Origin of the sequence: Bacteroides mediterraneensis, from assembly GCF_900128455.1 — a bacterium.
Classification (GTDB): Bacteria; Bacteroidota; Bacteroidia; order Bacteroidales; family Bacteroidaceae; genus Phocaeicola; species Phocaeicola mediterraneensis.
In genome coordinates this window covers 2,964,116-2,977,879 of the sequence record NZ_LT635783.1, presented here as the reverse complement: position 1 = coordinate 2,977,879, position 13,764 = coordinate 2,964,116, and the positions used below count along the sequence as shown (strand labels likewise).

General features: G+C 43.9%; 11 protein-coding genes. 9 read left to right on the top strand and 2 right to left on the bottom strand.

Annotation, left to right across the window (positions count from 1 at the left end; genetic code table 11):
* Positions 1 to 107 precede the first annotated feature (107 nt).
* From miaA to BQ7480_RS12690, 8 genes are all read left to right on the top strand, one after another.
* Positions 108 to 1,019 carry a tRNA (adenosine(37)-N6)-dimethylallyltransferase MiaA gene (gene miaA, locus BQ7480_RS12725; protein WP_072544025.1) on the top strand — a complete coding sequence of 304 codons (912 nt, stop codon included), beginning with the start codon at positions 108 to 110 and terminating at the stop codon, positions 1,017 to 1,019.
* Between the two features lie 6 nt (positions 1,020 to 1,025).
* Positions 1,026 to 1,958, top strand: coding sequence for a diacylglycerol/lipid kinase family protein (locus tag BQ7480_RS12720; protein WP_072543157.1), 933 nt, complete (start codon positions 1,026 to 1,028; stop codon positions 1,956 to 1,958).
* 1 nt (position 1,959) lies between these two features.
* Positions 1,960 to 2,763: a 3-deoxy-8-phosphooctulonate synthase gene (kdsA, locus tag BQ7480_RS12715; protein WP_072543156.1), complete on the top strand. Its 804-nt coding sequence runs from the start codon at positions 1,960 to 1,962 to the stop codon at positions 2,761 to 2,763.
* Positions 2,764 to 2,802: 39 nt separating this feature from the next.
* Positions 2,803 to 3,984 (top strand): OprO/OprP family phosphate-selective porin, encoded by a 1,182-nt coding sequence (locus BQ7480_RS12710; RefSeq protein ID WP_072544024.1) that lies wholly within the window; start codon positions 2,803 to 2,805, stop codon positions 3,982 to 3,984.
* A gap of 101 nt (positions 3,985 to 4,085) precedes the next feature.
* Positions 4,086 to 5,360 (top strand): serine--tRNA ligase, encoded by a 1,275-nt coding sequence (gene serS / locus BQ7480_RS12705; RefSeq protein WP_072543155.1) that lies wholly within the window; start codon positions 4,086 to 4,088, stop codon positions 5,358 to 5,360.
* Positions 5,361 to 5,655: 295 nt separating this feature from the next.
* Positions 5,656 to 7,593 (top strand): glycogen debranching enzyme N-terminal domain-containing protein, encoded by a 1,938-nt coding sequence (locus BQ7480_RS12700; RefSeq protein WP_072543154.1) that lies wholly within the window; start codon positions 5,656 to 5,658, stop codon positions 7,591 to 7,593.
* Positions 7,594 to 7,607: 14 nt separating this feature from the next.
* A complete protein-coding gene (locus tag BQ7480_RS12695) occupies positions 7,608 to 8,879 on the top strand; it encodes a glycosyltransferase family 4 protein (protein WP_072543153.1) in 1,272 nt (423 codons plus the stop codon).
* A 15-nt stretch (positions 8,880 to 8,894) separates the two neighbouring features.
* Positions 8,895 to 10,280, top strand: a complete 1,386-nt coding sequence (locus BQ7480_RS12690; protein WP_072543152.1) for a glycoside hydrolase family 57 protein — start codon at positions 8,895 to 8,897, stop codon at positions 10,278 to 10,280.
* Positions 10,281 to 10,361: 81 nt separating this feature from the next.
* Here the strand turns inward: BQ7480_RS12690 and BQ7480_RS12685 are convergent, their stop codons facing one another.
* Both BQ7480_RS12685 and BQ7480_RS12680 read right to left on the bottom strand, forming a co-directional pair.
* A complete protein-coding gene (locus tag BQ7480_RS12685; RefSeq protein ID WP_072543151.1) occupies positions 10,362 to 11,816 on the bottom strand; it encodes a DUF4270 domain-containing protein in 1,455 nt (484 codons plus the stop codon).
* 28 nt (positions 11,817 to 11,844) lie between these two features.
* Positions 11,845 to 12,663, bottom strand: a complete 819-nt coding sequence (locus tag BQ7480_RS12680) for a glycogen/starch synthase (RefSeq protein WP_072543150.1) — start codon at positions 12,661 to 12,663, stop codon at positions 11,845 to 11,847.
* 255 nt (positions 12,664 to 12,918) lie between these two features.
* Here BQ7480_RS12680 and panC point away from each other — a divergent pair, with 255 nt between their 5' ends.
* Complete coding sequence (gene panC / locus BQ7480_RS12675) at positions 12,919 to 13,764, top strand: pantoate--beta-alanine ligase (RefSeq protein ID WP_072544023.1); 846 nt, start codon at positions 12,919 to 12,921, stop codon at positions 13,762 to 13,764.

The window sequence follows — 13,764 nt, the reverse complement described above, 5'->3', positions numbered from 1 at the left end:
ATAGCGAAAGCCGTCAGGATTTTCCTGGCGGCTTTTTTTTGCTCATTATCATGCTTGATGTGCAGAAAAAGGTTATCTTTGTTGCCGAACTTCTCAATTTGGGTTTTATGAATTATGATTTGATTACGATACTTGGTCCTACGGCTTCCGGAAAAACGTCCTTAGCTGCTGCATTGGCAGCTCATTTGAAAACGGAGATTATTAGTGGTGACAGCCGTCAGGTGTATCGTAAGATGGATTTGGGAACAGGCAAGGATTTGTCGGATTATGTGGTAGATGGGTATCGGGTTCCATATCATTTGATTGATATTGTGGAGCCGGGATATAAATATAATGTTTTTGAATACCAGCGGGATTTTTTAGTGGCGTATGAAGATATGAAGTCCAGAGGGCTTGTACCGATTTTATGCGGGGGAACAGGAATGTATCTGGAATCTGTCTTGAAAGGATATCGTCTTCTTCCCGTACCGGAAAATAAGGAGTTGCGTGAGCGTTTGTCTTCCAAGTCTTTGCCGGAATTGACCGAAATCTTAGGACGTTATAAGAAATTGCATAATTCTACCGATGTGGATACCGTGAAGCGGGCTATCCGCGCCATTGAAATAGAAGAATATTATTTAAGGCAGGATGTAAATGCCCGTTCTTTCCCGGAAATAAAAAGTCTGGTTGTCGGAGTAGATATTGACCGGGAATTACGAAGGGAAAAGATTACGCGCCGATTAAAGAAACGTCTGGAGGAAGGGATGGTGGATGAGGTAAAATCCTTGTTGGCTGAGGGTATCCATCCGGATGATTTGATTTATTATGGACTGGAGTATAAATATCTGACCTTGTATGTGATTGGAAAGCTTTCGTATGAGGAGATGTTCACTCAACTTGAAATAGCCATACATCAGTTTGCGAAGCGGCAGATGACATGGTTCAGAGGCATGGAAAGAAGAGGATTCCACATTCATTGGATCAATGCGGAGTCTTCGACCGAGGAGAATGTAAAACGAATTATGGACTTGATAAATTAAACGGATATGGCAGTAGAACCAGACAGATGGGGGGTGATATATAACCCGAAGGCCGGAAGTCGTAAAGCCCAGAAGCGCTGGCAGAATATTCGTGCTTACATGGATGAGTGTAAGGTGAAGTATGACTATGTGCAGTCGGAAGGATTTGGGTCTGTGGAGCGTCTGGCAAAAACGATGGCAAATAACGGATATCTTACCATTGTGGTGGTGGGAGGAGACGGGGCCATGAATGATGCGTTGAATGGCATTATGAATTCCGAGGTGGAAGACAAACAGAAAATTGCATTGGGAATTATTCCGAATGGAATCGGAAATGACTTTGCCAAATACTGGGGATTAAGTTCGGACGATTATAAAATGGCGGTAGATGTGTTGATTAACCGTCGCTTGCGGAAAATCGACATTGGAGTATTCTGTTACTTTGATGGAGAACAACATCAGACCCGTTATTTTTTGAATGCGGTTTATATGGGACTCGGGGCTCGGATTGTGCGGATTACCAATGAAACCCGAAGGTTTTGGGGAATTCCATTGATTTCTTATCTGGCTTCTTTGTTCTTAGTGGCCTTTGAACGGAAATTATACCGGATGCATCTGAAGGTGAATGATGAGCATATCCGGGGGCGTATAATGGCGGTAGCGGTAGGAAGTGCCTACGGCTATGGACTTACCCCTAGTGCAGTTCCTTATAACGGTTGGCTTGATGTTTCAATCGTGTATCGGCCGGAACTTCGCCAGTTGATTTCTGGTTTGTGGATGTTGCAGCAAGGCAGGTTGCTGAATCATAAGATTGTAAAGCCTTATCGCACACGTTGTGTAAAAGTGTTACGGGCCCAGAATGCGGAAGTCAGCTTGGACGGACGTCTTTGGCTGGACCGTCATTTCCCTATTGAGATAACCATTGCCCCCGAAGCGATAACTTTGATAATACCTAATTGATATGATAAAGAATATTTCTGAATTGAAGCGAGAGGATATGTTTTTCCTGTTGGCTGGACCGTGTGTGATAGAAGGAGAGGATATGGCTCTTCGTATTGCGGAACGGGTTGTGAAGATTACGGATAAGTTGCATATCCCTTATGTGTTCAAGGGTTCTTACCGGAAAGCGAACCGTTCACGTCTGGATTCTTTTACAGGCATTGGAGATGAAAAGGCATTGAAGATTCTGGCGAAGGTGCGGAGTACGTTTGATGTACCTGTGGTGACAGATATCCATACGGCACCGGAAGCAGAAATGGCTGCTGAATATGTGGATATTCTGCAGATTCCCGCTTTTCTTTGCCGTCAGACCGATTTGTTGGTAGCGGCTGCCCGTACGGGAAAGATAGTCAATATCAAGAAGGGGCAGTTCCTTTCACCGGCTGCCATGCGATTTGCGGCAGATAAGGTGGTAGAGGCGGGAAACGCTCAAGTGATGTTGACAGAACGTGGGACTACGTTTGGTTATCAGGATTTGATTGTGGATTATAGAGGTATTCCCGAAATGCAGTCATTTGGACATCCGGTTATTCTGGATGTGACCCATTCTTTGCAACAGCCTAACCAGACTTCAGGAGTTACCGGAGGGATGCCTCAGCTCATTGAAACGATGGCAAAAGCGGGAGTGGCTGTCGGTGTGGATGGCTTGTTTATGGAGACACATGAGGACCCTTCGAAGGCAAAAAGTGATGGAGCCAACATGCTGAAGTTGGATTTGCTGGAAGACTTGCTTGTGAAACTGGTTCGAATTCGCCAAAGTCTGTGATTTTTTATGTGGTGGTTCGGAAACAGAATGGGAGAATGCATGAAACGGAGTGGAATCATCTTATCTCTGTGGGTGGGAGGAGTGACAATGGTAGCCGCGCAGAGTGAGCCGATGGTTTCCTCTGGAGAAGAGTCGTTGTTGGAACGGTTGACCGACGGTCAGAGAAAGGTGGATTGGGCAGATATGAATATACAGTTCTGCTCGGCAGTGGATGCGTCTTTTCAGAATGGGAAACTGGATGAGGCGGCTTTCAAAGTGCATCGTATCCGTTTGGAAGTGCTGGGGGGATTCCATAATAAATTCACCTATCATTTCCGACAGTCTTTGAATCAGTACACGACGCCTAATATCCCCTTGGACAACCTTTCCGGGTCGGTAGAACTGGCCATGGTGGGTTGGCAGTTGAACGACAAATGGAAATTGACTGCAGGAAAACAGGCTGTTCAGTTCAGCGGCTATGAGTGCTGGGTGAATGCCATTAAAGTGCGGCATTATTCAGATTTCAATAATACGATTCCTTGTTATCAGGCGGGCTTGAATGTGGCCTATAGGATGAACGACAGTCATGAATTCAATTTTCAATTGACAAACAACCGGAATGGAGACAGCAATGACCAGTTTATGTACGGATTGCCGGAAGGAGTGGAGGCGACCAAGATTCCTTTGCTGGCTACGGTCAATTGGGACGGATATTTCGTGGATCATGCTATGCAACTCCGTTATTCGTTGTCGTATGGGCAGCTGGCCAAAAATAAAAATGTCTTTTATTTTACCTGCGGTAATGTGTGGGATAGGAAGCCTTTCTTGGGGTACGTTGATTTTATGTATTCCCGTGAAGGAATCGATTCAAAAGGATTGATTAGTGGGGTGACCGTGCAGGATGGAGTGGGACAGACTTTGTCGGATGTGGATTATTTCACGACCATTTTTAATCTGGATTATCGGGTGGCTTCTCACTGGAACCTCTATGTCAAGGGAGTCTATGAGCAGGGAAATGTATTTAAATCATCCGGTGATATCTCAGCCGGGACTTACCGTAGGGTTTGGAATGCCCAGCTTTGTGCCGAGTATTATCCTCTGAGGAACAGCGAACTGTTGTGTTATTTGCATCTTCTGTATAAGAATGTACACCTGGCGGAAAGAGCCACTCGTTGGGGAGCCGAGAGTTACAACCAGCAGCGAATTTCGTTGGGTTTGGTTTATACGCTTCCTGTTTTCTAAAGGGAACTGATTTTATACATGACATCTGTTTACGTATTCCAATAAAAAACTATATCTTTGCAGCACGAAACAGTGAGGATTATACTAAAAAGTAAAAAGATATGCTTACCATTAAACAAATTACAGAAGATACCGACAAGGTGATTCGTGGATTGGAAAAGAAGCATTTTGCTAATGCAAAGGAAACAATTGCCAAAGTGCTTGAACTGAACGATAAAAGACGGAGTGCACAGAATCAATTAGATAAAAATCTTTCAGAAGTGAATTCTACCTCAAAGACGATTGGGGCTTTGATGAAAGAGGGCAAGAAAGAAGAAGCAGAAGCAGCCAAGGCGCGTGTGGCAGAAATCAAGGAAGCCAGCAAGAGCTTGCAGGCAGAAATGGATAAGGCAGCCGAGGATATGCAGAATTTGCTTTACACAATTCCGAATGTGCCATACGAATGTGTGCCGGAAGGTTTTGGCGCAGAAGATAATGTGGTAGAAAAAATGGGAGGAATGGAAACTGAACTTCCGAAGAACGCACTGCCTCACTGGGAGCTGGCCAAGAAATATGACTTGATTGATTTTGACTTGGGTGTAAAGATTACGGGAGCCGGTTTCCCTGTATATAAAGGAAAAGGTGCGCGTTTGCAGCGTGCATTGATTAATTTCTTCCTGGATGAGGCTCGTGCTGCTGGCTATGAAGAAATTATGCCACCTACAGTGGTAAATGCTGCCTCTGGTTATGGTACAGGGCAGTTGCCCGACAAGGAAGCACAGATGTATCACTGTGAAATGGATGATTTGTACTTGATTCCTACTGCTGAGGTTCCGGTGACTAATATCTATCGTGATGTGATTCTGGATGAGAAACAGTTGCCGATTAAGAACTGTGCCTATACGCAGTGTTTCCGTCGTGAAGCCGGTTCTTATGGAAAAGATGTCCGTGGCTTGAACCGTTTGCATGAATTCTCTAAAATTGAGCTGGTACGCATCGATAAGCCGGAACATTCCAAGCAGTCTCATCAAGAAATGTTGGATCATGTGGAAGGTTTGTTGAAGAAATTGGAGCTTCCTTACCGTATTCTTCGTCTTTGTGGCGGAGATATGAGTTTCACGGCTGCTCTTTGCTTTGACTTCGAAGTCTATTCTGAAGCTCAAAAACGCTGGTTGGAAGTTAGCTCTGTTTCTAATTTTGATACTTATCAGGCCAACCGTTTAAAATGCCGTTACCGTACTGCTGAAAAGAAGACGGAATTGTGTCATACGTTGAATGGTTCCGCATTGGCTCTGCCTCGTATTGTGGCCGCTCTGCTTGAGAATAATCAGACACCGGAGGGAATCCGCATTCCGAAAGCTTTGGTACCTTATTGCGGTTTTGATATTATTGATTGATATTACAACTGATTTTATATAGAGTCGCCTGACAGATTTTCTTTGTGAGTTATGGAAGAAGGTCTGTCGGGCGATTTTTTTATGCGCCACCCTCTGTTGTCGGACATTTTGATATATTTTTGACTTTTAGGGGGGATGATTTTGGGGTAAATCTCACTTTTTGTAGAAAAAATAATATCTAGAGACAAAAAAAAGGGATTTTGGTTTTGCTATTAGTTTTTAATCATTAATTTTGAGGGGAAATAAATAACATCTTTTTAGAACGAATATTAATTTATAACCTTAATATACAACTATGAGTTATTTACGATTTGATAAGACTATAATGACAAATCTGGAAGAAACTCTGACTAGAGAAATTCTTCGTACAAATCGCTCGGGGGCTTATCATTGTTCGACTATCGTGGATTGTAATACCCGTAAGTATCATGGCTTGCTGGTAATACCCGTACCTGAGTTGGACGATGAAAATCATGTGTTGCTTTCTTCTTTGGATGAAACCGTCATTCAGCATGGGGCAGAATTCAATTTGGGTCTCCATAAATATGGGGGTGACAATTTCAGTCCTAGGGGGCACAAGTACATTCGGGAGTTTGAGTGTGAAAAAGTGCCGACTACCGTTTATCGGGTCGGAGGAGTCGTACTGAAGAAGGAAAAAGTGTTCGTGCACCATGAAAACCGTATTTTGATTCGCTATACGTTGGTGGATGCACATTCCGAAACTACTCTTCGCCTTCGTCCATATTTGGCATTCCGTAGCGTACGTCAGTACACCCATGAAAATGCGCAGGCCAGCCGGCATTATGACATTGTGGAGAATGGAATCAAGACATGCATGTATCCGGGATATCCCGAACTCTACATGCAGCTGAGCAAAGAGAATGAGTTTTGTTTCCGTCCTGACTGGTACAGAGGTATTGAATATCCTAAGGAACGTGAACGTGGATATGACTTTAATGAGGATTTGTATGTTCCAGGCTATTTTGAGGTAAGTATTAAGAAAGGAGAATCTGTGACTTTCTCTGGGGGAGTATCTCCTATTGAAACACTTTCTTTAAATGCGTTGTTCGCAGCCGAAGTGGAGCAGCGTACTCCGCGCGACAATTTTAAAAACTGTTTGATTAATTCAGCTCATCAGTTTTTGAACAAGCAGGATGGGGAATCTTATATTTTGGCTGGATATCCTTGGTTCAAATGCCGTGCGCGTGACATGTTTATTTCCTTGCCGGGACTGACTCTCTCTGTTGGAGAGATTGGCAAGTTTGAGATGATTATGGAAACTGCCATAAAAGCCGTCTATGCGTTTATGGAAGGAAAGGACAGTCATCTGAAGGTAACGGAGATTGAACATCCGGATGTACTTTTGTGGATGGTTTGGGCCATACAGCAGTATGCCAAGATGGTGTCTTGGGATGAAGCCCGAGTGAAATACGGAAAACTGCTGAAGGATGTGATGGAATATCTGGCTGGCAACAAACATCCCAATCTGACAGTGCATGACAATGGTTTGGTTTATGCAAACGGAAGAGATAAAGCTGTGACGTGGATGAATTCTACGGTCAACGGACGTCCGGTGGTTGCACGAACGGGATATATTGTGGAATTTAATTCATTGTGGTACAATGCCCTTTGTTTCGTGGCTGATTTACTGGCCGGAGACGAGGGCTTTGCTGCTTATTTACACCAGTTCTCGGAAAAGGCTGCTCCCTCTTTCATCCATACCTTCCTGAATGAATATGGCTATTTGCTGGATTATGTAGATGGAGACATGATGGACTGGAGCGTACGTCCGAACATGATTTTTGCTGCCGCATTTGATTATTCGCCACTTGACTCCAAACAGAAGAAAGGTGTGATTGACATTGTGACCAAAGAATTGCTGACTCCAAAAGGACTCCGTTCTTTGAGTCCGAAGAGCGGGGGATACAATCCTAATTATGTGGGTCCTCAGCTTCAGCGTGATTATGCCTATCATCAGGGTACGGCATGGCCGTGGCTGGAAGGTTTCTACTTGGAGGCTTATCTGCGTATCTACAAGCGGAGTGCAATCTCTTTTGTAGAACGTCAGATGATTAGTTATGAAGACCAGATGACTTGTCATTGCATCGGTTCTATTCCAGAACTGTTTGATGGCAATCCGCCTTTCCAGGGAAGAGGAGCCATCTCGTTTGCAATGAATGTAGCCGAGATTTTACGTACATTGAATTTGTTGGAGAAATATAACAATCAATAAGAGGAGGAGTTTGTATGAAAGTTTTGATGTTTGGTTGGGAATTTCCTCCTCATATTTTGGGAGGATTAGGTACAGCCAGTTATGGACTGACTCATGGACTTGCCCAGCAGCAGGATATGGAAATAACTTTCTGTATTCCGAAGCCTTGGGGCGATGAAGACCAGAGTTTTTTGCGTATCATAGGCATGAACAGTGTGCCCATTGTGTGGCGTGACGTACAGTGGGATCATGTAAAAGACAGAGTGGGAAGCTATATGGATCCGCAGCTGTATTATGATTTGCGCGATCATATTTATGCGGACTTCAATTATATGCATACCAATGATTTGGGTTGCTTGGAGTTTTCTGGACGTTATCCGGATAATCTGCATGAAGAAATCAACAATTATTCCATCGTGGCAGGGGTAGTGGCCCGTCAGCAGCAGTTTGATATTATCCATTCACACGACTGGCTGACTTATCCGGCAGGTATCCATGCAAAACAGGTATCCGGTAAGCCGCTGGTTATCCACGTGCATGCCACAGACTTTGACCGCAGTAGAGGTAATGTCAATCCGACGGTTTATTCCATCGAGAAAAACGGTATGGACCATGCAGACTGCATTATGTGTGTGAGTGAACTTACCCGTCAGACTGTAATCAATAAGTATTATCAGGATCCTCGCAAGGTCTTTACCGTGCACAATGCCGTATCTCCGCTTTCCAAGGAGATTCAGGATATTCAGGTGAAGAAGAATCCGAAAGAAAAGATTGTAACCTTCCTCGGACGTATCACTATGCAGAAAGGGCCAGAGTATTTCGTGGAGGCTGCAGCCATGGTGTTGAAGCGTGCCCGCAACGTTCGTTTCGTGATGGCTGGAAGCGGTGACATGATGAACGCCATGATTCGTCTGGCAGCAGAAAGAGGTATTGCCGACCGGTTCCATTTCCCGGGATTCATGAAAGGGAAACAAGTGTATGAGGTTTTGAAGTTGAGCGATGTATATATCATGCCTTCGGTATCCGAGCCGTTTGGTATTTCTCCGTTGGAAGCCATGCAGTGTTGCGTGCCGACGATTATTTCCAAACAGTCTGGTTGTGCGGAAATCCTTTCCAAGTGTATAAAGACCGATTATTGGGATATACATGCCATGGCAGACGCTATCCATTCTATTTGTACCAACAACTCATTGTATGAATATCTCCGTGATGAAGGAAAGAAAGAAGTGGATGGTATTGTATGGGAAAAGGTCGGCGTGAAGATTCGTGGACTTTACGAGCAAGTCTTAAAAAATTATGGAAAATAAAAACAGCAATACGATATGAAAACAATTTGTCTTTACTTTGAAATACACCAGATTATCCATCTGAAACGTTATCGTTTCTTTGAAATCGGTTCGGAACATTATTATTACGATGATTATGCCAATGAGCAAGGTATGAATGAAGTGGCTGAACGCTCTTATATTCCCGCTTTGAAGACCTTGATTGAGATGGCAAAAGCGTCAAACGGAGCGTTTAAGGTTGCATTGTCTATTTCAGGAGTTGCTTTGGAGCAGCTGGAAATTCATGCGCCTGCAGTCATTGAACTGTTGCATGAGCTGAATGCGACAGGTTGCTGCGAGTTCCTTTGTGAGCCTTACTCACACGGTTTGTCTTCTTTGAAGAATGAAACCTGTTTCCGGGAAGAAGTAGAACGTATGCGTGTGAAGATTAAAGATTATTTCGGTCAGGAACCTAAGGTATTCCGCAATTCCAGTTTGATTTACGATAATGAAATCGGAGGCATTGTGGCCGATATGGGTTTCAAAGGAATGTTGGCTGAAGGTGCGAAACATGTATTGGGCTGGAAGAGTCCTCACTACTTGTACCATTGTGCCGAAAATCCGAACCTGAAACTGTTGCTTCGTGACTTTAAGTTGTCGGACGATATCAGCTTGCGTTTCTCTAACAGTGAATGGAGTGAATATCCGCTGTTTGCCGATAAATACATTGGTTGGATTGCTTCTTTGCCGGAAAACGAACAAGTCATCAATATCTTTATGGAACTCTCTGCATTGGGTATTTTCCAGCCGTTGTCTTCCAATATTTTGGAATTCCTGAAAGCGCTGCCTGAATGTGCCCGTCAGAAAGGCATCACATTCTCTACTCCTTCAGAAATTGTGACCAAGCTGAAATCGGTAGATATGATTGATGTACCTTATCCGATGTCTTGGACCGATGAAGAAAGAGATATCAGCCCGTGGTTAGGTAACGTGATGCAGCGTGAAGCTTTTGATAAGCTTTACAGCGTAGCAGAACGTGTATATTTGTGTTCAGACCGCCGAATCAAGCAAGACTGGGATTACCTGCAGGCCAGCAACAATTTCCGTTTCATGACCACCAAACAGATGGGAGTGGCTTTGGATCGTGGTATCTATGATTCTCCGTATGATGCATTCACCAATTACATGAATATCCTAGGTGACTTTATCGGACGTGTCAATGCCTTGTATCCGGTGGATATGGAAGATGAGGAATTGAATTCTTTGTTGACTACTATACGCAACCAGGAGGAAGAACTGGTGCAGTTGAACGATGAGGTGAAACATTTGCAGGAACAGCTGAAGGAGAAAGAGCAGAAGGCAGAAAAAGCTCCGGCAAAGAAAGCTCCAGCCAAGAAGGCTGCTTCTTCCACGGCCAAGAAAACCACTTCAAAGAAAGTATAAATCCGATAAGTTATCGGAATAAAAAAATCCTGGAATCGATTGATTCCAGGATTTTTTTATGATATAGAATTCAAAAGCTTATTATTTATTGAATTTAGGCTTGGTGTAGATGACTTCCATTTTTATCTTTTCGCCGTCTTCACCACCTACCAATTTGGCTGAGTTCACTTCCAAGTCGTGAGACAGACCGATTGTGTTCCCCTGTGAGTCAGTTTCTGTCTTTACCGGAATCAGTACCAGCGTATTGTATTCATCCCATCCTTCAGCAGGTTCTTCCTTTGTTCTCATGTCGCTGAATATCTGACTGATCAGACGGTTCACTTGTGAGAATGAATAAGAATTTGTTGTGCTGCTGTAAGTGCCGAGGAAGGATGTCTTACTGTCATAGTTTTGCTTCTGTTCAAAGAAATCATTTACTTCACTTTTCCGAATGAGCAGCAAATTCTTTGGAGTTCCCATTTTGTAGGGATTGTTTGCAGAGTTTTCGCTGATATTTTTATATTTGGTAAATGCCATGGATACAGAGTTCAGTGTATCATTACCAAGTGCTTCGTACATTTCTTTTAGCGGAAGTTTCACTTCCGTGCAGAGTCCGGCAGGCGTTTTCAGGTACGTGTTGTGCGTTTCCGCAGCCAGTTTCTCCAAGTTGTCCCCAGAGTTGCTCAGACGCGTAGACATATATACCTCATTGGTTGCGGCAAACGGGATGGAAGTGTAAACTAAGGAATCCACCTTACCAGATGAACTTTCTATCAGGTAACTCACTTTCATGCGCAGCCAGATGGCTCCGATGTACAAAATCGAACCTTCTCCACTTGTGTTGTGTACATAAAATCCCGGCAATACGTTGTGGATGAAGGAGTATGAGTCTTTAAAGTTCTTTTTGTCTTCATTGTATTTCCTTTTCAGGAATGCGCTGAAAGTTTCTTCCCCTTTCGCTTTTCTGGCTTTATCCAAATCGATGACCAAAGGAGGATAGTACCCATTGGCTTTTTTGATGGAATCAATTTCCTCCTTGGTCCATGAATTGTCACGCACGGCGTAATCCTGTTCAGCCAAGGCTTCTTCATTTTTATTGTAGAAGTCTTCCGGATTATAGGAAGTATAATATAAACCTAAGTCCTCTCCATCATCGTCAATTTCTCGGTTTAACATATCCACCCTTACACGCATAGGAGCCAATGAATCGCCGAAGAAACTGGAATAAGACAGTTCCAGCGTAGTGGATACGATATCCTGCATGGTTTCCGGGAATTCAAAGTCTTCTGTACAGTTGATTTGTGTGATGAAATCCGTGGTATAGGTTCCAAAGTCCGGGTCTGTAAATTTCCCCAGATACGCATTGCTGGTACGGGAGAATACACCATTCGGATTCAAATCCGTATATTTCAGTGTCTTTGTGGTCGCTTCGAAAGTTTGAGCCGATGCCGTAATTTCATCGGTATCTGCCACGAAATCACCGATACCGGTAGTGGTATCATCACAGCTGTAGAGTGTGGCTGCAAGTCCGATTGCGGCCAAGAGCTTAAGTCTCATTTTTGTACTTTTTTATCTATTCATATTTTTATTCAGCTCCATCGAACACTTTGTCGTAGAATGCATCACATGCATCTGCGTAGGCGTCGCCTGAAGCGTATTCAAGCACCGGAATGTTCAGGCTTCGTGCATAGTCGATTACATTCTGGTTGACAGTCTCATCGTTTTGAATCACTCCGTCGGAGTAGGCTACGGCCAGTTTGCAAAGGTCTTCATAGCTTGCCGGAGATTTCATCATGCTGACATCTTCAGGAGTCACTTCCTTGAAGAGCACCTGGTCAGCGAAGTTAGGAGCGAGGTTCGATTTAAATCCCTCCTGATAAAGAGAATAAATTACCTTTGAGTCGCGGAAAGAAGGTTCGTCATAGTAAGCCTTCTTGATATAAAGAGGAACCATCGCGCTCATCCAGCCGTGACAATGAATCACATCCGGACACCAGCGTAATTTCTTTACAGTTTCCAATACCCCACGTGCATAGAAAATGGCGCGTTCACCATTGTCTTCGTAATCATTTCCATTTTCGTCACACGTCATCTGGCGGTGCTGGAAATAATCGTCATTATCAATAAAGTACACTTGTCTGCGCGCAGCCTGGATAGATGCCACCTTAATAATCAGCGGATGATCCGTATCGTCGATAATTAAATTCATTCCAGACAGACGGATTACTTCATGCAACTGATTCCTGCGTTCGTTCACAATGCCCCATTTAGGCATGAATGTTCTGATTTCGCGGCCTTTGTCTTGTATGGCTTGCGGTAAATTCTGGCCAATTAATGCCAGGTTACTTTCGGGTACGTAAGGAGTAATTTCTTGTGTAATGAATAAAACTTTTTTCGCGCTCATTGTATTATTGTTGCTCTTAACAGGTTGCAAAGATACAAAAAATAAGGCAATGAAGCGAGCCGGCAGTCGTTTATAAATCCTTATAGTATGTTAATGTATTGATAAACAGCGTGCTATAATAGTGTTTGTTCTACGTTATAGACGGGATAAATTCTGTAAATGCAGAAAGAATTTTTCTTTTCTGTTTCTTTTTATGGCAAATAAATAGTTACTTTGCAGCCGTTTTCTGAATTTATGATTAAAAACAGGAATAAGATGAAGTTAATTCGAACAATCAGTGAGCTTCGCGCCGAACTGGATGCTTTCCGCAAGGCGGGAAAGACAATCGGGCTGGTTCCGACGATGGGAGCTTTGCATGCGGGACACGCTTCATTGGTGAAACGTGCCGTAGCTGAGAATGAGGTAGTGGTAGTCAGCGATTTTGTGAACCCTACCCAGTTTAACGACCAGAATGACCTTTTGAAATATCCGCGTACCTTGGAAGCGGATTGCGCGTTGCTGGAGAAATGTGGAGCTACGTTGGTGTTTGCTCCTTCGGTAGAAGAAATCTATCCGGAACCGGATACACGCCAGTTCAGCTATGCACCGCTTGATACGGTGATGGAAGGAAAATACCGTCCGGGCCATTTCAAAGGAGTATGTCAGATTGTGAGCAAGCTGTTCTTGATTGTAGAGCCTGACCGGGCTTACTTCGGTGAGAAAGACTTCCAGCAGCTGGCCATTATCCGTGAGATGGTGCGTAAGTATCCTTTCGACATTCAGATTGTAGGCTGTCCGATTGTACGTGAAGAAGACGGCCTGGCCTTGAGCAGCCGCAATGCACGGCTCACTCCGGAACAGCGTAAGGAAGCGGTACAGATTTCCAGAGCGTTGTTTGCCAGCGTGGATTTCAGCAAATCACGGGTATTGTGCGAAACGAAAGAGTACGTGGAACAATGTATCCGCCGGGCACCGGGACTGGAACTGGAGTATTTCGAAATTGTTGACGGAAATACCTTGCAGCCGGTAAAGGCGTGGGACGAAAGCAATTACATTGTAGGTTGCATCACAGTATATTGCGGTGATGTACGTCTGATTGATAACATTAAATATAAAGGATAA